The 20,054-nt window shown below is 66.3% G+C and carries 21 protein-coding genes, 1 tRNA gene and 1 other RNA gene; 15 read left to right on the top strand and 8 right to left on the bottom strand.

The genetic code is table 11. The annotated features are described in order from the left end of the window. Positions 1 to 112: 112 nt before the first annotated feature. Positions 113 to 916: an inositol monophosphatase family protein gene (locus EV138_RS14850; RefSeq protein ID WP_133979525.1), complete on the bottom strand. Its 804-nt coding sequence runs from the start codon at positions 914 to 916 to the stop codon at positions 113 to 115. Beyond that, the gene (locus EV138_RS14845) at positions 913 to 1,758 is read right to left on the bottom strand and encodes a DUF5919 domain-containing protein (protein ID WP_202866722.1); all 846 of its coding nucleotides are present in this window, start codon (positions 1,756 to 1,758) and stop codon (positions 913 to 915) included. Before EV138_RS14845 ends, EV138_RS14850 begins: the two co-directional genes overlap by 4 nt. Positions 1,759 to 2,320: 562 nt before the next feature. On the opposite strand from EV138_RS14845, the gene EV138_RS14840 reads away from it, so the two are divergent. From EV138_RS14840 to EV138_RS14800, 9 genes are all read left to right on the top strand, one after another. Beyond that, positions 2,321 to 2,572: a DUF6284 family protein gene (locus EV138_RS14840; protein WP_133979524.1), complete on the top strand. Its 252-nt coding sequence runs from the start codon at positions 2,321 to 2,323 to the stop codon at positions 2,570 to 2,572. Further along, complete coding sequence (locus EV138_RS14835; protein ID WP_133979523.1) at positions 2,572 to 3,429, top strand: ABC transporter permease; 858 nt, start codon at positions 2,572 to 2,574, stop codon at positions 3,427 to 3,429. The genes EV138_RS14840 and EV138_RS14835 overlap by 1 nt, the downstream gene beginning before the upstream one ends. Before the next feature lie 2 nt (positions 3,430 to 3,431). Then, positions 3,432 to 3,683, top strand: coding sequence for a hypothetical protein (locus tag EV138_RS14830; RefSeq protein WP_133979522.1), 252 nt, complete (start codon positions 3,432 to 3,434; stop codon positions 3,681 to 3,683). 2 nt (positions 3,684 to 3,685) lie between these two features. Beyond that, positions 3,686 to 5,887 (top strand): cell division protein FtsK, encoded by a 2,202-nt coding sequence (locus EV138_RS14825; RefSeq protein WP_133979521.1) that lies wholly within the window; start codon positions 3,686 to 3,688, stop codon positions 5,885 to 5,887. Positions 5,888 to 6,061: 174 nt separating this feature from the next. After that, positions 6,062 to 6,433, top strand: coding sequence for a hypothetical protein (locus tag EV138_RS14820; RefSeq protein WP_133979520.1), 372 nt, complete (start codon positions 6,062 to 6,064; stop codon positions 6,431 to 6,433). Then, positions 6,430 to 7,311, top strand: a complete 882-nt coding sequence (locus EV138_RS14815) for a bifunctional DNA primase/polymerase (protein WP_238158145.1) — start codon at positions 6,430 to 6,432, stop codon at positions 7,309 to 7,311. The genes EV138_RS14820 and EV138_RS14815 overlap by 4 nt, the downstream gene beginning before the upstream one ends. Continuing rightward, positions 7,308 to 8,651 carry a DUF3631 domain-containing protein gene (locus tag EV138_RS14810; protein ID WP_202866721.1) on the top strand — a complete coding sequence of 448 codons (1,344 nt, stop codon included), beginning with the start codon at positions 7,308 to 7,310 and terminating at the stop codon, positions 8,649 to 8,651. Before EV138_RS14815 ends, EV138_RS14810 begins: the two co-directional genes overlap by 4 nt. A 56-nt stretch (positions 8,652 to 8,707) precedes the next feature. Beyond that, complete coding sequence (locus EV138_RS14805) at positions 8,708 to 8,935, top strand: helix-turn-helix domain-containing protein (RefSeq protein ID WP_133979519.1); 228 nt, start codon at positions 8,708 to 8,710, stop codon at positions 8,933 to 8,935. A 13-nt stretch (positions 8,936 to 8,948) separates the two neighbouring features. Beyond that, positions 8,949 to 10,271: a tyrosine-type recombinase/integrase gene (locus EV138_RS14800; protein WP_133979518.1), complete on the top strand. Its 1,323-nt coding sequence runs from the start codon at positions 8,949 to 8,951 to the stop codon at positions 10,269 to 10,271. Positions 10,272 to 10,417: 146 nt separating this feature from the next. Here the strand turns inward: EV138_RS14800 and EV138_RS14795 are convergent. Further along, positions 10,418 to 10,505, bottom strand: a tRNA-Ser gene (locus EV138_RS14795). A 229-nt stretch (positions 10,506 to 10,734) separates the two neighbouring features. On the opposite strand from EV138_RS14795, the gene EV138_RS14790 reads away from it, so the two are divergent. Both EV138_RS14790 and EV138_RS14785 read left to right on the top strand, forming a co-directional pair. After that, positions 10,735 to 11,370, top strand: coding sequence for a CatB-related O-acetyltransferase (locus tag EV138_RS14790; RefSeq protein WP_133979517.1), 636 nt, complete (start codon positions 10,735 to 10,737; stop codon positions 11,368 to 11,370). Further along, positions 11,367 to 12,353: a GNAT family N-acetyltransferase gene (locus EV138_RS14785; RefSeq protein WP_133979516.1), complete on the top strand. Its 987-nt coding sequence runs from the start codon at positions 11,367 to 11,369 to the stop codon at positions 12,351 to 12,353. The genes EV138_RS14790 and EV138_RS14785 overlap by 4 nt, the downstream gene beginning before the upstream one ends. Here the strand turns inward: EV138_RS14785 and EV138_RS14780 are convergent. Next, a complete protein-coding gene (locus tag EV138_RS14780) occupies positions 12,342 to 13,163 on the bottom strand; it encodes a TIGR03620 family F420-dependent LLM class oxidoreductase (RefSeq protein ID WP_202866720.1) in 822 nt (273 codons plus the stop codon). The genes EV138_RS14785 and EV138_RS14780 overlap by 12 nt on opposite strands. A 155-nt stretch (positions 13,164 to 13,318) precedes the next feature. Here EV138_RS14780 and ffs point away from each other — a divergent pair. Continuing rightward, positions 13,319 to 13,415, top strand: an RNA gene (ffs, locus tag EV138_RS14775) — signal recognition particle sRNA small type. 125 nt (positions 13,416 to 13,540) lie between these two features. Next, a complete protein-coding gene (nadE, locus tag EV138_RS14770; RefSeq protein WP_133979515.1) occupies positions 13,541 to 14,356 on the top strand; it encodes an NAD(+) synthase in 816 nt (271 codons plus the stop codon). A gap of 168 nt (positions 14,357 to 14,524) precedes the next feature. Here nadE and cpt read toward each other — a convergent pair whose 3' ends face one another. Both cpt and EV138_RS14760 read right to left on the bottom strand, forming a co-directional pair. Next, positions 14,525 to 15,058 carry a chloramphenicol phosphotransferase CPT gene (cpt, locus tag EV138_RS14765; RefSeq protein WP_202866719.1) on the bottom strand — a complete coding sequence of 178 codons (534 nt, stop codon included), beginning with the start codon at positions 15,056 to 15,058 and terminating at the stop codon, positions 14,525 to 14,527. 58 nt (positions 15,059 to 15,116) lie between these two features. Then, positions 15,117 to 15,986, bottom strand: a complete 870-nt coding sequence (locus tag EV138_RS14760; protein WP_133979514.1) for an alpha/beta fold hydrolase — start codon at positions 15,984 to 15,986, stop codon at positions 15,117 to 15,119. 55 nt (positions 15,987 to 16,041) lie between these two features. On the opposite strand from EV138_RS14760, the gene EV138_RS14755 reads away from it, so the two are divergent. Continuing rightward, the gene (locus EV138_RS14755; protein WP_133979513.1) at positions 16,042 to 17,214 is read left to right on the top strand and encodes an acyl-CoA dehydrogenase family protein; all 1,173 of its coding nucleotides are present in this window, start codon (positions 16,042 to 16,044) and stop codon (positions 17,212 to 17,214) included. A gap of 157 nt (positions 17,215 to 17,371) precedes the next feature. Here EV138_RS14755 and EV138_RS14750 read toward each other — a convergent pair whose 3' ends face one another. Continuing rightward, positions 17,372 to 17,770 carry an SRPBCC family protein gene (locus tag EV138_RS14750; RefSeq protein WP_133979512.1) on the bottom strand — a complete coding sequence of 133 codons (399 nt, stop codon included), beginning with the start codon at positions 17,768 to 17,770 and terminating at the stop codon, positions 17,372 to 17,374. 12 nt (positions 17,771 to 17,782) lie between these two features. Then, a complete protein-coding gene (locus EV138_RS14745) occupies positions 17,783 to 18,241 on the bottom strand; it encodes a MarR family winged helix-turn-helix transcriptional regulator (protein WP_133979511.1) in 459 nt (152 codons plus the stop codon). Between the two features lie 150 nt (positions 18,242 to 18,391). Here EV138_RS14745 and EV138_RS14740 point away from each other — a divergent pair, with 150 nt between their 5' ends. After that, on the top strand, positions 18,392 to 20,017 hold the full coding sequence (locus EV138_RS14740; RefSeq protein ID WP_166678595.1) for a long-chain fatty acid--CoA ligase: 1,626 nt from the start codon (positions 18,392 to 18,394) through the stop codon (positions 20,015 to 20,017). Positions 20,018 to 20,054 lie beyond the last annotated feature (37 nt).

The following is a 20,054-nucleotide window of genomic DNA, read 5'->3' as shown; positions in this document are numbered from 1 at the left end:
TGGTCGCCTACGCGGTTCGCAACTTGCGGGACGCCGTGACCGCCGCCCTGGAGGACGTAGGATTCGTTAGTCGAACTTGTCCTCAGGCGATGTGCCGTATCGAGCGGTTTGTCTACTGCTTGTATTCACTCGCTTCGTGAATCAGATCTAACAACTCTGCCGCAAGTGGCTTCGCGACAGACACAGTTCCGTTGGCGTTGAAGGTGTGCTGGGAACCGTCGATGTCGAGCACCTGGACGCCTGCCTCGCGGGCGATGAGTACGCCTGCGCTGGTGTCCCAAGGCTTGTTGGTGAACATCACCGATGCGTCAAGGATGCCTTCAGCAACCCATGCGAGGTCAGTTGCCGCTGTGCCGAGCATGCGTATCCGCTGAACGTTGGCAGCGAGGAGGGCTGTGAGAGCGAGCCGCTGCACGTTCTTCTGCGTCGCTGCCTCACCCACCGCATAGTCGCCGATGGCGACCAGGGCGTCGCTGAGGCGAGCACACTTGCTGCCGCGGATTGACTGGCCGTCGAGTGTGGCGCCCAGGCCGTCCGCAGCCGCGTACCGTCTGTCCATGAGCGGCATATCGATGACGCCAAGAATTGAATGATCACCGGCGACAAGGCCTAGAGACACGGCCACGATCGGCAGTCCGTGGATGAAATTCACAGTGCCGTCCACCGGATCGAGTACCCAAAGCAACTCGTCCGAATTGCCTGCCGTGCGGCCCTCTTCTTCACCTAGGAATCCGATTTGCGGTGTTGCAGCAGCGAGGAACCTGCGGAGGGCTTTTTCGACGGCGTAGTCGACCTCTGATGCCATGTCTCGGTCACCTTTGGCGGTCAGCATGCCGGGTTGACGAGATCTGATGATGTCGGCTGCCTTGCTGACCGCTTCGTTCGCAGTGGCTAGGAGCGCGTGGAGGTCCGTCACAGGGGTTTACCTCGTTCCCAGAGTGAGGTGAAGACATGGGAGTAGACGGAGTAGAGATCGGCTCCCTCTGGTCCGGTCCGTTGCATCAGGAACGTAGGGGAGTCCAGGCCGCGGAGTGCTGGTAGGTATGTCTGCATGACGCCGAGTTGGTTGTCGATGAACATCAGGTTGAAGCGGATTGTCTCGTCGTACATGCGCAGCTCGATGCGCTCGGCCGCCTCGGGCGGAAGACCTTCCCGGAGGCGCCTCATGATATTGATGTTGCCGATGGACCAGGCTGAGAGGTGCCCCTCCTCGTGGCCCTCTTCGCTATTTCGGCGCTTGATTGCTTCCCCGTCTGGGTCGAGGAACAGGAGCCGAACTGAGGCGCGCCGGAGGAGTGCGCGGAGCTTGAGGTCGGGGTATTGCTGGCAGATCAGGTTGAGCGAGAGGCCGACCGCGTCGATCGCGTTGGCGGTATCGAATAGCTTCGTAGGCGGCATCTCGTGAGAGAACTCAGTGCGGCTCGTGTAGACCGCTGTCACGCCCGCCAATTCGGCCGGCATGGACGCATGCGCCCCGTCAGTTGGGGTGTGTTCGCTGCTCTCGCCGGACCAAGATTCGAACATCGCTTGGACTGTCATGCCAGGAATCATCGTTTCGAGGATTCGGCAATGGTTTGGGTGGGGCAGGCCGGTCAGGTTGCCGGACAGCCAGCGGTAGAAGGTTGCCTTGCTCGGGTGGCTGCCGACTAGCTCTCGGTCTATGGCTCGTGCGACGCGGTCGTACTCGCGGCAGAACGCTCGGTGCTCCTGTAGGTGGCGTTGCCGAAGTAAGGCCTTCAGTGCGGTCTCTGTAGCCACAGCCTCCCCCAGAGGACGTCGGAGTCGGGAGCCTATCAAGCGGGTGAGACACAAACGGGACTAGATGGGTCACGGACGGTGGAGATGAGATACACGCGGGGCTAGATCGAGACTGGATCTCGCCAACACTCAAGGCATGTCGAAGACCTCACCCACGAAGCTGAATCAGTCGAGCCGGTACGACTTTGGCCCGGGTGCGGCTGGCGGGATTCCCTCGGCCCGCGCCATCTTCCGGATATACGCAGATGTGAACGGCGACAGCCGCTCTACCTCGGTCGGTGCAATGCCAGCGCGCAGAGCGGCGAGGACAGCCGCCATGACTTTCTGTCGAGCATCTTCGTGGGCCGCTTCGGTCCGTTGATAACGGCGTGTTGCCGCAGTTAGTTCGTCTCGTAAGTCAGTCACCGCACCAGAGTAGCGCGACCCTGTTGCGCATCTCGCTCGCATAGCGCTACTGTGTTGCGCAACATGAGATCGCATCATCTCTTGGGGACGCCCCGGCGGGTGCAACCGCCGAGGCGTCTGGGTCGCACCAGTCCGTTTCAGCAGAGGAGTACAACCCGTGAGCATCATCTACCTTTCGGCCGTCCCTGGCGATGAGCCGACCGCAGCAGACCTTGCCGCCATTGAGCGTGAGTGGCCGCTGATCGCGGCCGAGCTGGACCTGTTGGACGCGGAGATCTCCTACATCAACGCGGGTCCGTCGCCGTCCGCGCTGGACCGGCGCCGTGTCCGCCGCGCCGAGCGGCGCGTCCTGGCCGTTGAGCACCAACTGACCTTCGGCGCCGAGATCGACGCGGACGAGGTCGCCTGATGAGTACACCGCTTCGCACGACCTACCCGGTACCGGTTGAGGACCTGATCCCGGCTGCCCGCGAGCTCGCCGCCGAGCTGGGCAGGATCCCGTCACAGAACCGGATCAAGAGCGAGTTCCGGATCGGTGCCGATAAGGCCCGCGCCGTCATCGCTGGCCTCACCGAGGAGACCACCCCGGCCGCCGCTGAGCCTCACCTTCACGCCGTACCGAATCGGTTCCAGACTGAGTCTGACGCGGGTGACGAGGAGTTGCCCCTCGCGCCGGGGGCGGGGGCATCTCCGCAGGTCACGCCGCAGGTAGAACCGGGAATCGATGCCAGCTCCGCCCGGTCTGAGGAGGTCCCCGCGGCTGCCTCTCAGGACGCCGGGCCGGTCCGGACTTGGCCGGTGCTGTTGCTGGCTCTGCCCGCGTTCGTCGCGGTCTGGTCCGGGTGGGTCGGACTGGGCACGCTGACCGGGTTCGGGGTGGTCCACCCGCTGCCCGGGATCGCGGACGGTTTCACCATCAACTCCGCCATCACGTTGCCGATCGGTGTCGAGACCTATGCCGCGTTCGCGCTGCGGGTCTGGCTGTCGGGTCAAGTTCCGGCATCGGCTCGCCAGTTCGCGAAGTGGTCGGCTCTGGCCGCTCTGGTCCTGGGCGCGCTCGGTCAGGTCGCCTACCACCTGCTAGAGGCAGCCGGGGTCACCCGGGCGCCGTGGCAGATCACCACCGTTGTCGCCTGCCTGCCCGTCGCCGTGCTCGGCATGGGCGCCGCCCTTGCCCACCTGGTCCACGCCGGACCACAACCCATCCGCATACCGAGCCGGTTCCGCCAGCTCCGCGCCCGCCTGTTCCAGACCGGGGAGAAGTGACCATGACCGATCCCAGTAGCTCCGTGCCGGTGTTCAGCCTGTGCGAGATCGAAAGCCTGATTGGTGCCCTCGCAGCACTGCAGCCGGTTGTCGTGGCCGCGATGCCGGGTTGGCCCGAGCGGTACCGCGAGGCCGTCACCAAGGCCCTGGACGTGGCCTCCGTCAGCGGTATCCCCGAAGTGGGCCTGACCGCCGTGAACGTCGGCACCTTCCGAGTAGACGCCAAGACCGCTTGCAACTGTGAGGGGCAGTAGTCATGACCGAGCAGATTCCTGAACCGATCGATCTGGACGCTCGCCGCGCCCGCCGCGACGACACCGCGCAGGGGTCGGCCGAGAGGGCCGGCCAAATGGTGACGCTGTCAGCGGCCGAGGTTGAGCGGATGGATACGGCGTACGAAGTCGCCCTGGACGACGACACCGACACCGACCCGGGTGCGGGCAAGGTACTGACGCCGGTAGACAAGCCGGGCATGCCGGTAGCGGTCGCGGTGGGGGAGCGGCTGCCGATCATCCCGGTTCACCTGCGCCCGGAGAACCTGCGGGTCACGATCAGCCGCGCGCTGGCCCGTTCGGGTCATGTGGCCGCGTTCCACGCGGTTCGCTCGCCTTGGTATGGCGCGAAGCTGTCCTGGTTCGCGGGTCGCGGCTTCACCCGGCTGGTGCGTAGCCAGATTCAGTGGTGGTGGGTGCCGAACTCGTTTGCCCTTGAGCAGAAGGCCGCAGACGCGTCCGAGCTGAGGGAGTGGGAGAAGATCCACCGTCAGCTCAAGGCAACCCGGCTTTGGCGTGGTGGCGTTCTGGCGGCTCAGAACCTTGCCCTGGCCGTTAGTGCGCCGATCGCCTGGAACGCCGCTCCCGCAGGGCTTCTAGCGGCTGCGGGAGCCGGTGCGGTCGCTGCGCTGGCGCACTATGGCCGTCCGGCCGGTCAGACGCTGGTCGGTACTGCGGTGGTTGCTCCGAGGTATCGCAAGCTGAACTCGGACATCGTGCTGCGCGCCTACTACGCGGCCGGACTCGGCAAGCCGGACAAGGCCGATCAGGAGATCCGGTTCGGTTCGCAGATGTCGCGCGATGCCCGCAACACTGGCTCTCAGGTGCTGGTGGATCTCCCGTACGGCAAGGGCTGGTCCGATGTTGCAGGTGCGCGCGAGAAGATCGCCTCTGGCCTTGATGTGCACGTCAATCAGGTGTTCTTGTCCCCGGACAAAACCAGCTCGCGCCGCCACACGCTGTTCGTGGCCGACACTGACCCGCTCGCGGTGCCGGTGGGTCGCACGGACATGCTGGACTGCAAGCCGCGCTCGGTGTGGCGGCCGGTGAAGTTCGGTCGCGATGAGCGTGACAACCCGGTCAACCTGTCTCTTCTGTGGGCATCGCTGCTGATCGGTGCCCAGCCGCGCAAGGGCAAGACGTTCGCCGCCCGCCTGATCGCTCTGCATGCCGCGCTGGACCCGTACGTAAAGTTGATCGTGGTGGACGGCAAGAACTCTCCGGACTGGCTGAAGTTCAAGTTGGTTGCCCACCGCATCGTTTTCGGGACGCACCCGAACCCTAACGACTCCGACCCGATCGAGCACTTCCGGGCGATCCTGGACGAGATCCTTGCCCACATTGACCGCGTGAACTCGATCCTGACCACGCTGCCGGTTGACCAGTGCCCGGAAGGGAAGCTGACCGAGGAGCTGGCCCGCGACCCGCGTTACCCGGATCTGCGGGTGCTGATGCTGGTGATGGAAGAGTTTCAGGTCTACTTCGAGACCGAGGACCAGGCGGTCAACAAGGAGTTCGCGGCGAAGCTGTCGCGGATCCAGGCCGTTGGGCCGTCGGCCGGTGTGATCATCGAATCGTGCTCGCAGAAGCCGGGCGGCGTCGGCGCGGGTGACGTGGCGCGGTTGTTCAACCGGTACAGGGACAACCACACCAACCGGTTCGCGCTGCGTTGCGGCAACCGCGTCGTCTCCGAAGCCGTTCTAGGTGGCGACGCCTACGCCGAAGGCTTCGACGCCAGCTCGCTCCCGGTCGGCGACGAATATCGGGGCGTCGGCTACCTGTACGGCGCGTCCGACGCGACACCCACGGTGCGGACGTTCCTGGCCGACCACAGCGACGCGGAGAAGATCCTTACCGCTGCCCGAGGTCACCGCGAACGGCTCGGCACGCTGACCGGCGAGGCGGCCGGAGAAGAGATCGAGCGTGCCACGCGTGACGTGCTGGCTGATGTGCTGACCGTGATGGGCAGCGACAACGCCGCGCACTGGGACACCATCGCCGGACGGCTGGCTCAGGACATGCCCGAGCAGTACGAGGGCACCACCGCCGAGGCGATCTCGGCTCAGGCACGCGGCCTGAATGTGCCCAGCGTCAACGTCAAGCGCGACGGCGCGACCCGCAAGGGAGCCAAGGCCGATGACATCCGTGCAGCGATCAACCGCCGCGACAACATCAACGGAGCGTAATCAATCTGACTGGGGTGGCGGGACGGTCTAGGTAGCGCGCTCACCGCTACCGGTAGCGGCAACGCTACCCGCTCCGCTACCCCACAACCCAGCACTGACCAGGCCGTATATCCGCAGGTAGCGGGTCGCGGCTCAGGCTCCTCACGCCCAAAAACAGCCCACTGGAGGCTTTCCATGCCCAGCACCCTCGCTACCTCCACCTTCACAGGCGCTACCCACGGTAGCGGCGCAGGTAGCGGCTCACTGCCGCTGTCGGCCGACCTCGCCGCCACCCTCCACACCGCGAGTCAGGCCGCGACAGTCGCACTCATCGTGACCGGGCTCATCGCCTTCTACCTGTTCACCTGCGCTGTCTGGCCGTTCGGGAAGTGCCACCGCTGCAAGGGCGAAGGCAAGTTCAAATCCCCGTTCGGCAAGGCATACCGCCACTGCGGCAAGTGCGAAGGCTCCGGCCTGCGAGTGCGACTCGGGCGCCACGTCATCAACCACATCCGCGCCACCCGAGGCGCCGGAACCAACTCGACCAGCAAGGGAGACAAGAAGTGACCAGCAACCAGACCCTGACCGCCGCACTCGCTGCCGCCGGGCGAGGATGGCCGGTGTTCATGCTCGGCCGTTCCAAGCGGCCGGTAGCCAACTGCGACGCCTGCCCGCTCGATGCTCATGACCCGGCCACCTGTGGTCACCTGACCTGCCACGGCTTCTACGCCGCAAGCACCGATCCGGCTCGGGTCGCCGCGATCGTTGCCGCTGTCCCGGGTGGTCAGCTCGCAGTCCGCACCGGCGCGGCGTCCGGCGTCCTGGTGGTCGACGTCGATCCCGCACACGGCGGCATGAACAGCCTCGCCAACCTCATCACCGAACGACTCATCATCCAGACTCTCCGAGTCGTCACCGGCACCGATGGGCTTCACCTGTACTACCGCCACCCGGGACAGCACATGCTGTCCCGGCCGCTGCCCGGATCTCCCGGCATCGACATCAAGGCGGACGGCGGGTACGTCGTCCTTCCGCCGTCAATCCACCACCGCACCCACCGCCCCTATCAGTGGAGCGAACTCGGACCGACCGAGCCTGCAGAGATGCCCCCCGCCCTGATCGCCGCGTGCCTGCCGCCCCCGCCGGCCGATTCGTCCACCCCGCAAACCGGCGCTGTCGCGACCCAACCGGGCGGGGGCATCTCCCACCCGGACAAGCTCCTCAGCGCCCACCTGGACGCCGTACGCCGAGCACCTAAAGGCAAGCGCCGCACGACGCTCTATGGGGCTGCGAGAGGCGTAGCGCGGATGGTCGCGGCCGGAGCAATCGACCACACCGACGCCGTCAACGCCCTGACCGACGTGGGCTACCAAGCCGCCCAAACCGCACGAGAGATCAGAGCTGCCATCGCTGGCGGCTTCCGTGACGAAGGGATCGCCGCATGAGCACCACCAACGACACCGGAGAGACCATGAACGGCGCCGAACTGCTGGATGAGGTCCGGGCCGTCATTGCCCGGTACGTCGTACTGCCGAGCGAGGCGGCCGGTGTCGCCGTCGTGCTGTGGATCGCTGCCACGCATGCGGTTTCGGCGTGGAACTGTGCGCCTCGGTTGGTGATCCGGGCGCCAGAGAAGCGCTGTGGGAAGTCGCGGCTGTTGGACATGGCCGATGGGTTGTCGCACCGGCCGCTGATGACCACCAACGCCTCCCCGTCTGCCGTGTACCGGTCGATTGGCCTCACGCCGTCTGACCCGCCGACGTTGCTGATCGACGAGGCCGACACGATCTTTGGCCCCAAGGCAGGCGACAACGAAGACCTGCGCGGCCTGCTCAACGCCGGTCATCAGCGCGGCCGTCCGACGCTTCGCTATGACGCCGGTTCCCGGTCGGTCGAGCAGATCGAAACCTTCGCCATGGCGGCACTCGCCGGAATCGGCATGATGCCGGACACGATCGAGGACCGGGCGGCCGTGATCCGGATGCGTCGGCGGGCGGCCGGTGAAACCGTCTATCCGTATCGGGTACGTCGTGATGGTCCGGTGCTAGCCGAGCTGCGGGACCGGCTGCACGAATGGGTCACAGCGCACCTGGACGATCTCACCAACGCCGCCCCGGCGATGCCACTGGAAGACCGCGCGGCGGACACCTGGGAACCGTTGATTGCCCTGGCAGATCTCGCGGGCGGAGATTGGCCGAGGCGGGCTCGGAACGCTGCACTGACATTGATTGCTGAGCTTCAGGACTCGACCGAGGCGTCTCAGTCGATCCGGCTCCTGATCGATTGCCGGACGGCATTCGGTGCAGCAAGGGCGCTGCCCTCAACGGTCATCGTGCAACGGCTACGGCACGACGAAGAGTCGCCCTGGGCTGAAGTGCCCGCGCCCGGAGGGCTCACCGTTCGGCGGCTGGCCGCTCTGCTTCGTGAGTACGACATCACTCCGAAAAACCACCGCTGGGAAGACGGCACCCAATCCAAGGGATACGCCCGCGACGACTTCGCAGACACCTGGGCGAGGTACTGCCCAACCGAGGCCGAAACCACTACCGAGGGGGAACCCGTACCGAACCGTCCCAACCGTCCCATCCCAGGTCACGCCGGGGACGGATCACTTCCCCGGGACGGTTCGAACCGTCCCGACAATCCATCCGTCCCCGCTCTGACCTGGGAAGGGACGGTTGGGACGGATGGGACGGATCACCCCCACCTGTCCGCCCAAGCAACATGCATTGGTTGCCGACAGCCCCTCTCGAACCACAGCCACGCCACCTGTGAGAGCGCATGACTACGCAGACGCAAGCCAGCCAGCAACTCGCACGGACCGAAGGAGATCTCTCCCCCATGAGCATCGCCGAAGATTCGACCCTTACCGCCGCGCCCCTTCTGCTAACCGTCGAGCAGGCCGCACAGCAGCTCGGGATCGGCCGGACCACCGTCTTCGCCCTCGTCAAGTCAGGCGACCTCGAATCGATCCCACTCGGTCGCCTGCGGCGCATCCCTGCGGAGTGCATCACCGAGTACATCAATCGCCTTCGGGGTGCCGCCCGCGATAGCCGACAGGCCGCCTAGGAAAGGAACCCCAGTGAGCGAAGAAGACGACAAGCGTCACAAGAACCCTGACGGCCGGTCATCGATCTACTTCGGTTCAGATGGCTACTGGCACGGCCGAGTGACGATGGGTGTCAAGGACGACGGAACACCCAACCGCCCGCACGTAAAACGCAGGCGCAAGGAAGACGTTGTGGCGCGCGTTCAGGAGTTGGAGAAGGAGCGCGATAGCGGCAAGGTTCGTCGGACCGAAAAGAAGAAGTGGACCGTCGCGGAATGGCTCACGCACTGGCTGACGATCGCCCGCCCGGGCCTTCGCGATGGGTCGTACGACGCCTATGAAGTCGCGGTGCGCGTGCATCTCATTCCGGGGCTCGGCGCCCACAAGCTGAATAGGTTGCAGCCTGAGCACCTGGAGCGCTTCTACACGAAGATGCAGGACAACGGGTCGAGCGCGGGCACCGCTCATCAGGCGCACCGCACGATTCGGACCGCGTTGGGAGAGGCCGAAAAGCGCGGTGCACTGACCGCAGATAATCCAGCCGAGAAGGCGAACCCGCCGCGTCTCGACCTGGACGAGGACGACGAGATCGACCCGTACACGGTCGAAGAGATCCAGGCGATTCTCGTGGAAGCGGGAAAGCGGCGAAACAATGTGCGGTGGGCAATCGCGCTCGCACTTGGGTTGCGCCAGGGCGAGGCGCTGGGATTGAAATGGTCCGACATCGACCTAGAGAAAGGCGTTCTCAAGGTCCGGCGAAGCCTCAACCGTCCGAAGTACAAGCATGGCTGTGACGAGCCATGCGGGCGAAAGCCTGGCCACTGCCCGGGGAAACAACTGGCACGATCGCAGACGTCGCCGACGAAGTCTCGTGCTGGACGCCGGACGATCGGTCTGCCGTCAGAGCTGACGGAGATCCTGCAAGCGCACTGGAAGGCGCAGGCCGCCGAGCGGGTGACGGCCCGGCAGCTCTGGAAAGACGAGGGGTGGGTTTTCGCGAAGCGGACCGGCCAGGCGCTCAGCCCGAACATGGACTACCGGGAGTGGAAGGACATCCTGGCAAAGGCCGGGATTCGTGAAGGCCGATTGCATGACGCCAGACATGCCGCCGCGACGGTTCTGCTCTTGCTCGGAGTTCCCGATCGGGCAGTGATGGACGTGATGGGCTGGTCATCGTCATCGATGGTGAAGCGCTATCAGCACGTCACTGCGGTCGTTCGCATGGACATCGCCGAGCGCGTCGGCGGTCTGATCTGGGCGAAGCCCGAGACCAAGGCGGGGAAGAAGTCGAAGGGCAAGAAGCGGAAGAAGGGTCGCCGTGACGACGGTCCGGCAGGGGTGTCTGTGCCTGCCTGAGAGGGGCTGTTGAGACCCTCGTTGAGACCCTGAGGCATGAAGAGGGGCCGGACGCTCAGCGTCCAGCCCCTCTGTCGATCTCGCCTCTAGAGCTTGGAACCACGCTCTGACCTGCGGAAACGTGGCTCTCTATGCCTCTAGGAAGCTGGCGGAGGATACGAGATTCGAACTCGTGAGGGGTTGCCCCCAACACGCTTTCCAAGCGTGCGCCCTAGGCCTCTAGGCGAATCCTCCAAGGCGAGAGGATACGCGAGGGGAGGGGTGTAGCTGAAATCGGGGTGTGGGAGGCGGATCGGCAGGCCATCAGTGGGGTGGTGGTGCGGGTCGGAGTGATCGTGGGCGGAGCGTGCGCGGGCGGCGTGGTGGGGGCGATTGATGGGCTGGGGCGCCGCGACGGGCGGCCGTCGTCGCGGGGGAGGTAAATGGCGTGGAGGTGGGGTGGTGGGGGTTCTAGGGTCGGGGGATGGATGAGACGGCGCCGGATGCTGGGGTGTTGCGGCCGATGGTGGGGGTGGAGCGGGTGGTGTTGTTGAAGCCGCTGGTCAAGTCCCCGTTGGTCGAGGTGGGGGAGTTCTCGTACTACGACGATCCGGTGGATCCGGAGGCGTTCGAGGCGAAGAACGTGCTGTATCACTACGGGCCCGAGCGGCTCGTGATCGGGAAGTACTGCGCGTTGGGGGAAGGGACCACGTTCGTGATGAACGGGGCCAATCATCGGATGGATGGGCCTTCGACGTTTCCGTTTCCGATCATGGGTGGTGCGTGGGCGGAGCACTTCGAGCTGATCACCGGGTTGCCGGGGCGCGGGGACACCGTGGTGGGGAACGACGTCTGGTTCGGGAACGGGGCGACGGTGATGCCGGGGGTGCGGATCGGGGACGGGGCGATCGTGGCGGCGCGCGCGGTGGTGGTGGAGGACGTACCGGCGTACGGGATTGTGGGTGGGAATCCGGCGAAGCTGATCCGGAAACGGTTCGGGGAGGACGAGATCGCGCGGTTGCTGGCGGTTGCGTGGTGGGACTGGCCGGTCGAGAAGGTGACCGCGAATGTGCGGGCGATCATGGCCGGCAGTGTCGATCAGTTGGAGGCGGCTGAATGAGACTTGCTGAGATCACCGGCGACGACGTTGGGGCAGTGCAGGAACTGATCGAGTCCGATGCGGGGTATACCGAGCGGATCACCGGTTATCCGCCGGGGGCGGCGGATGCGCAGAGTTTGTTGATGATGCGGCCTGAGGGGATCGCCGAGGACGCGAAGGTGGTGTTGGGGCTTTGGGACGGGGAGCAACTGGTCGCGGTTGTTGATCTGTTGCGGGGGTATCCGAATGGACACACCGGGTTCATCGGGCTGCTCGAGGTGCATGGTGGGCATCGCGGCGAAGGAGCTGGGCGTACGGCGTACGAGTTGGTGGAGCGGTTTGTGATCGAGGAGTGGCCCGAGATACGGGTACTTCGGTTGGCGGTCGTGGATACCAATGCGGAGCAGGCTGCGGGGTTCTGGCAGCGGCTGGGGTTTGAGGCGACGGGAGAAGCGAAGCCTTATCGGTACGACAAGCTGGAATCCGTGGCCCGGCTGTATGAGAAGCGGTTGCTTTGGGGGCATCCGAGCCTGGTGGTGAAGAAGTCCGGGATCGAAGGGCAGGGGTTGTTTGCGGCCGAGCCGGTCGCGAAAGGTGTCGTGGTTTCGCAGTTGGCGGGGCGGAAGGTGACGACCGCGGAACTTCAACAGTTATTGAAGAATCCGCCGGTCGACACCATCACGATCGATGACGACGAGCATCTCGTGCTGCCGTCCGATCCGCGGCCAGACATTGCCTATGGCAACCACAGTTGTGATCCGAACCTGTGGTGGGCCGATGCGGTGACGCTCGAGACGCGTCGCGACATCGCGGCGGGTGAAGAGGTCACCAACGACTACGGGACCAGCACGGGTGTTCCCTATGAGATGAAATGCAGGTGTGGGTCAGCGCTCTGCCGTGGTGTGGTGACCGGAGACGACTGGCGCAGGGCTGACTTGCAGGAGCGGTACGGCGATCACTGGATCCCCGCGCTGCTCAAGCGGCAGCGCGGCCTAGAGCGCTAGGAGTGCTGGGGCCAGGGCTCGCCATTCGGCTACCGGTTGGGGACCGGTGACGCCGGTGATGATGTTGATGGCTACGTGGTCGGCGCCGGCTACGTGGAACTCCTGCAGCTTCGCGGCGATCACGTCCGGTGTACCCCAGGCGGCCAGGGCATCCACCATCGCGTCGGGTAGTTCAGCGAGGTCACTGTCGCTGTAGCCCTGGCGTTTCAGTGATGCCGCGTAGCCAGGGATCTTCGGGAAGAAGCTGATCGTGTCGCGCGCGATCGACCGGGCTCGCGCCGGGTCCGACTCCAGTACGACGAGGTGACTCACAGCGAGAAGCTTGTCGGGCCCGAGCACCTTCCGTGCCTCGGCTGCATAGGCAGGGGTGATCAGGAACGGGTACGCGCCTTCGCTGCGGTCGCGTGCGAGCTCCAGCATCCGCGGACCGAGCGCTGCGAGCACACGCCGCTCTGTCGGTACTGCGGTCAGCCGGTCGAGGTAGGCGTTCAGTGTGGCCAGCGGCTTCGCGCCGTGAGCACCGCCGAGTCCTACGGTGAAGCGGCCCGGGCTGGAGGCTTCCAGTTGCTCGTACGTCGTCGCGACGTCGTCTGCGGCGTAGGTGTCCACAGCGAGGATCCCGCTGATGAACTTGATCGACCGGGTCGCGCCGACCAGGTCGGTGATCGTCTGCAAGCCGGGCAGTGGGCCGCCCGAGAGCCAGATGGCGGGGTAGCCGAGGTCTTCGGCGGCCGCGGCGGCAGCGAGGGAGTCGGGTGAGCTGGTCAGGCCGGTGGTGATCCCGATCCGGCCGAGCGCGAGATTGGTCACCTCGCCAGCGTAGAAACCGTCCCCAAGCGCGCTATGAGACGCGAGGCGCGGGGTTGGCGTCGGCGCGGGTAGGGGCCCAGTGCGGCGGCGAGCCGTGACGCGGAGAGGGAGGGGGCCGGATTCCTCATTGCGGGCGCGGGTCCAGTACACTCTTGGCTGGTTCCCCGCGTGGCGGTATCTCGCCCAACTCCCCCAGGGCCGGAAGGCAGCAAGGGTAAGTGAGCTCTTCCGGGTGCGCGGGGAATCCTCATGTCCGGACGTCTTCCGGGCAGGGTCCCGATGAGCCGCGCGGATTCCGGGAACCGGACCGCCTGCATGCACCTGTCGAGCAGGCGAAATAGGCTGGCCGCGACAGATCGTGTCGACGAGGGAGCCTGATGAGCGACGACCGCCGGTACCTGCAGGAGCTGATCATCGACGAGCTCGGGGTGAGCCCTTCGTTCGATGTCGACGTGGAGATCGAGCGCCGGCTCAATTTCCTGACCGACCGGCTCCGCCGCGCCGGTGCATCGACGTACGTGCTGGGGATCAGCGGCGGCGTCGACTCCAGTACGGCGGGCCGCCTCTGCCAGCTCGCGGTCGAGCGGGTCCGCGCGGCCGGCGGGAAGGCCAACTTCGTGGCGATGCGGCTGCCGTACGGCGTACAGGCTGATGAGGTGGACGCGCAGCGCGCGCTCGAGTTCATCCAGCCGGACGAGACGCTGACGGTCGACGTGAAGCCGGCGACGGACGCAATGGTTGACTCGGTCAAGCATTCTGATCTCGGTGAGCGGGCCGATTTCCACACCGGGAACATCAAGGCGCGGCAGCGGATGATCGCGCAGTACGTCGTGGCGGGTGCCCGTGGTGGGCTCGTGGTCGGGACGGATCACGCGGCCGAGGCGGTGATGGGGTTCTTCACGAAGTACGGCGACGGGGCGTGTGATCTGACGCCGCTGTCGGGGCTGACCAAGCGGCGGGTGCGGGCGGTCGCGGAGCGGCTCGGTGCGTCCGAGTTGATCACCGGCAAGGTCCCGACGGCTGACCTGGAGACGAACAACCCGGGGCTGCCCGACGAGCAGGCGCTCGGCGTCACCTACGACCAGATCGACGACTTCCTCGAAGGCAAGCAGATCGACGACGCGGCCGCCGACATCATCATCGCCACCCACCGCCGCACCACCCACAAACGCGCCGTCCCGTACGCGGTCTGATTCCGTACGCCGGTACGCCGGTACGCCGGTACGCCGGTACGCCGGTACGCCAGTACGCCGGGTCCGCCGCTGCGCTCACCCCCGCGGTCGCTCGTGCGCTGGGCGCGGTGCTACCGCCGCACGTGGTCGCTCGTGCGCTGGGCGCGGTGCTGCCGGCACACGCGGTTGTCAGGTGACGTGGGTGGCGATCGTTCGGGCGCAGGTGAGGGACTCGGCCTTGGCGGTGTCCACCTCGAGGTTGTAGGTGACGCCCTCGTGGACGACGTCCGCCTGCTGGGCCGCCATGCCGCCGGTGCGGTCGCCGCGGGCGATTTCGCGGCCGGCTGCGATCTCGGCGTCGCAGCGGACGCCTACCCACAGCACTTCGAGACCTTCGAGTTGCCGCCGGACCCGATCCTGCGACTCGCCGCCGCTGAGGAACACGTCGTCGAGGATGATCCGCGCCCCGGCTCGCGCCATCGCCGCGATGCCGATCATCCAGGCGCTCTCGATCTCACGAAACCCCGCGCCGACCGCGACCTCTCCCTGCTCGCCGAAGGTGATGCCGGAGGTCCCCTCGAGTACGGACGTCGGCAGCGCGTCGACGAGGTCGTCCACGCTCAGGCTGATCCAGGGCTGCGGCAGGATCGCCTGCAGACACCGGCTGATCCCCGTCTTGCCCGAGCTGGAACCACCGTTCAGCACGATCACCTGCGTTGTCATCGGCCCGCCTTTCCGGTCGGTCCGGATTGTGCCAAACGGGACGGAAGCAAGCAGCCGATTAACCGGCGACGAAGGACGTCACCAGCTCGGCGTACTCCGCCGGGACCTCCCCGTGCACGAAGTGACCGACACCCTTGAAATTCCGGTAGGTGCCGTTCGGGACCTTGGACTGGAAGAGCGCGATCTCCTCCGGGCTGGTGACCGGGTCCAGTTCGCCCTTGATCAGCAACGCGGGCTGGGTCAGTCGCTCGAGATAGGGCAGCAGCGACTCCGAGAAGCCCGGCGTACGGGTGATCTCGGTCGCGAACCGGCCGGCCCGGCTCTGAATCTCGGCCGGCAGGTCGTCCGCCGGCAGCACCAGATCGCGCGCGTCCGGGCTGAGGTAGAGCTCCATCCGGCGGTCGCCGAGCCGCTGCAGTACGCCGATGCGCTGGTCCCACATCTCAGCCGTCGCCGGGCCGTCGTACGCGAGCAGGTCGTCCACGCCGTCGTCCAGCCCGAGTTCCCGCAGCAGCGGAAGGGCACCGAGGACCAGCGTCCTGGTGGCCAGCACCATGTCCCACGGCGGATTCTCGAAGATCACCTTGCTGACTGTTTCGGGATGCGTCGCCGCGTACCGCAGCGCCAGCCGGCCGCCGTACGAGTGACCCAGGATCGACCACCGCTCGATGCCGAGGGCTGACCGGAGTGCCTCGAAATCTGCGATCAGGTCGTCCTCGGTAACCGGCCCTTCGAGCGGATCGGAGTGCTGGACCCCGCGTTGGTCGACGGCGACCAGGTCCAGCTTCGCGGCCAACCGGTCGCCCTGGAAGGACAGGAAGTCGTACGAGCCGGAGCCCGGTCCGCCGTGCAGGAACAGCAACGGCGGCGAACCGGTGGTGCCGCGACGGTCGACGTACAGGCGGGTCCCGCGAATCTCCAGGAGCATGTACCGAAGAGTAAATCGGCCTAGGGTGACTGGTACCCAACTGTTTGGAGCGCTGATGGTCGACTTCTCGCTCAGTGAGGAACAGCAGGCGATTCGGGAGACGACGCGGGAGTTCGTCCGCCGCGAGCTGATGCCGCTGGAGAACGAGGTGCTCCGGCGCGAGCGGGAGGGGCTGCCGGGTGTCGAACCCGAGCAGATCCGGGATCTGCGGCTGAAGGCGAAGTCGTTCGGATTCTGGGGATTGAGTACGCCCGAGGAGTACGGCGGGATGGACCTGTCGGCCGTCGACCAGGCGCTGATCACCAGCGAGCTGGGCCGGACGTTCGTGCCGTTCTCGTTCGGCGGCGAGGCGGACAACATCCTCTTCGAGAGCAACGAGGAGCAGCGCAAGGAGTACCTGCTGCCGACGATCTCCGGTGAGCGGAAGTCCTGTTTCGCGATCACCGAACCGGGTGCCGGCTCGGACACCCGCGCCATCCGTACGACGGCCCGCCGTGACGGCGACGACTGGGTGATCCGGGGCGAGAAGACCTTCATCACCGGCGGGAACGAGGCCGACTTCGCGATCGTCATCGCGGTCACGGATGCCGACAAGGGGTCGAAGGGCGGCTTCACGGCGTTCCTGGTCGATCGGGACCGCGGCTGGACCTCCGACCCGATCGTCACGATGGGCCAGGCCGTCCCGGCGACGCTGAACTTCGACGACGTGCGGGTCCCTGGCGACCATGTGCTCGGCGAGGTCGGACAGGGGTACGAACTGGCGATGCGCTGGATCATGAAGGGCCGGTTCATCATCCCGGCACGTGGGATCGGCGCCTGCGAACGCCTGTTGCAGTTGGCGATCGAGCACGCGACCACCCGGCAGACCTTCGGCAGCGCGATCGGCGACAACCAGGCGATCCAGTGGATGATCGCCGACTCCGAGGTCGAACTCGAGGCGGCTCGCTGGCTCGTCCTGTACGCCGCGTGGACGGTCGACCAGGGGCGCCATCCCCAGCACGACAGCGCGATCGCCAAGCTCTACGGCACCAACACCGTGAACCGGGTGGCGGACCGGGTGCTGCAGATCCATGGCGGGATGGGCTACACCAAGGAGTTGCCGATCGAGCGGTGGTTCCGCGAGGTCCGGCTCTGGCGGATCTTCGAAGGCACCGACGAGATGCAGCGGCTGATCATCTCCCGCGACCTCCTCCGCGGCTACCGCAAGCCCGGCGCCCACTTCGGCTGACAAGACAGCGGAAGCGGACCGCCGACGCTCATCAGCCGAGCCCGGCCGTCCCTCTGTCGGTCGGAGGTCGACAGAAGGCAGGCCAAGAGGCGATCGATGAGCGCTGGCGGTCCGAGTCATGGTCCCGGCAGACCTTCACTGGTCCGGGCTTCTGCGGTCAGGCGGCCCGGCTCAGTTGGGCGACCCGGTTCGCCAGGCGGTCGAGCCGGACGGCAGCGATGCCGCGGTAGGCGGGACGCAGTACTGCGGCCAGTGGGCCGGATTGCTCGAACGAATGCGTGACCGTGCCGTCCGGGCCCAGGACCCAACTGCTGGTCTCGTGGAAACCAGGGACCTGCCAGGTGAAGTCGATCCGATCCGCCTGGATCACCGTGTACTCGAGATGCCCGGTCAGCCCCGGCCTCACCCGCAGTACGTAGCGAACACCGACGGCAGCATCGGCCGGGCCGTCGATCGCGAGGAACGCTTCGTTCCACTCCGGCAGGGAGAGCGCGTCCAGCAGCGCATGACGAATCGCGGCCGGGTCGGCGGGGATGTGGGAAACGGCTTCTTCCATGGCTGTTTTCTCCTATGCGACAGCGCGCCGGCGGGCCAGTGCTTCGCCGGCCGGAAAGGCGCCGGCGACAGCTCGCAGCGTTTGGAGGGTCACCTCGGCCTGCCGGCCTCGGACGAGTCGGTCGATGGTTCTGTGCAGAACGTCTTCAGCTGCGACGATCCGGCGGCACATAGCTCTGCCTTGCCGGGTCAGGCTCAACGCGAGATACCGACGATCCACCCGGTCGATGTCTCGCTGGACCAGTCCGCGGGCGACCAGGCGGTCGACGAGCCGGCTGGGACTGTTGCCGGTCTCGCACACCAGCAGGTCGCCGAGGGCGTTGAGCGTCAGCGGCCCGTGATCACGAAGAACACGGAGGACTTCGGCTTGTGATGGTGTGATCCCGAGCGGTTTGAGCTCGGCAGCAAGCAGCCGGTTGCCCTCGCGCTGGATCGCCAGCACCAAGTACCGAAGCTCTTCTGCCGCCTTCATGAGAAATAGATTACACGACACGTATGTCGTGTCAATTATTAGTGGAAGGAGGTTGGAGGCAACGAGGGCCGATTCAGGGCGGGTTGAGTGCAGACACGGTGTACAACGCGGTCATGGCCAACCTGACACCGGGACTGGCATTGTGGGTCCATGAAGGGTCTGATGCAGGACTACCAGCTGTCCCTGGACACCATCTTCCGCCGGGCCGAGGAGTACTACCCGGACAAGACGGTCTATACGGGCGGGCCCGCGCCCACCCTCACGACGTACGCCGAATGGGCCGAGCGCACCAGACGCCTCGGCGGGGTGCTCGACACGCTGGGTATCAGCGCGGACGGACGCGTCGGCACCTTCGCCTGGAACTCGGGCCGCCACCTCGAGCTGTACTTCGCGGCGCCGTGCACCGGGCGGGTCCTGCACACCCTGAACATCAGGCTGTTCCCCGACCAGGTCGTCTACATCGCGAACCACGCCGAGGACGAGGTGGTCTTCGTCGACCGGTCGCTGCTCGGCCTCTTCCTGCCGCTGCTCGAACGGCTGCCGCTCGTCCGGCACGTCGTGGTGATGGACGACCTGCCGCCCGGCGCCGCCGGGGTGGAGGTGCCGGCGGACGACCGGTTCCACGACTACGAGGAGCTCCTCGCGGCTGCCGCGCCGGTCGATTTCCACGTCGAGGACGAGAACCAGGCTGCGGCCATGTGCTACACGAGCGGTACGACGGGGAACCCGAAGGGTGTCGTCTACTCCCACCGGTCCACCTGGCTGCACTCGATCGGGGTGCTCACCAATGCCGGGATCGGGCTGACCGAGACCGACACGGTGATGCCGGTGGTGCCGATGTTCCACGCGAACGCCTGGGGTCTGGCCCACGCGGCGCCGATGGCCGGGGCAAGCCTGGTGTTCCCCGGACCGGACATGTCCCCGGCGGGCATCCTGAAGCTTCTGCAGGAGCGCGAGGTCACGCTGGCGGCCGGGGTGCCGACGATCTGGCAAGGGTTGCTTCCGCTGCTCGACGGGGTCGAGTTGCCGAAACTCCGGCGGATCCCGTGCGGCGGTTCCGCGGTACCGAAGGCGTTGTCCGAGGCGTTCCGGGAGAAGCTGGGGAGGCCGATCCTGCAGGCGTGGGGCATGACCGAGACGAGTCCGGTCGCCACAGCAGCGCATGTGCCGGCTCGCTATGCGGATCTGCCTGAGGACGAGAAGGCAGATCTCAGGGCGCGGCAGGGCCTTCCCCTGCCCGGCGTGGAGGTCCGGATCGTCGAGCCAGGGTCGATCACGCCGCTGCCGTGGAACGACGAGGCGACCGGTGAGCTGCAGGTCCGCGGGCCGTGGATCGCCGCGGAGTACTACCGGCCGGACGACGGGGTCGAGCTGAACACCGAGGACGGCTGGATGAAGACCGGCGACGTGGCGGCGATCGACAAGTTCGGATCGGTGCGGCTGGTCGACCGGACCAAGGATCTGGTCAAGTCCGGCGGCGAGTGGATCAGCTCGGTGGAACTGGAGAACCTGCTGATGGGTCACCCCGCCATCAAGGAGGCGGCGGTCATCGGCGTACCGCATCCCAAGTGGGACGAGCGGCCGCTGGCGTGCGTAGTACTGGTGGAAGGGGCGACGGCGACGTCGGAGGAGATCCTGGCGTACCTCGAGCCGCTGGTCGCCAAGTGGTGGCTACCGGACGCGGTGGAGTTCATCGAGGAGGTGCCGAAGACGTCGGTGGGCAAGTTCTCGAAGAAAGATCTGCGGACCCGGTTCGCGGACTATCACCTGGGCTGATGTGGCCTGACCGCCGGATATCGGTAGGGTGCGTTCG

The organism is Kribbella voronezhensis (genome assembly GCF_004365175.1).
Taxonomy (GTDB): Bacteria; Actinomycetota; Actinomycetes; order Propionibacteriales; family Kribbellaceae; genus Kribbella; species Kribbella voronezhensis.
Note: the sequence above shows the minus strand (reverse complement) of the source record. Positions and strands in the feature narration are given on the sequence as shown.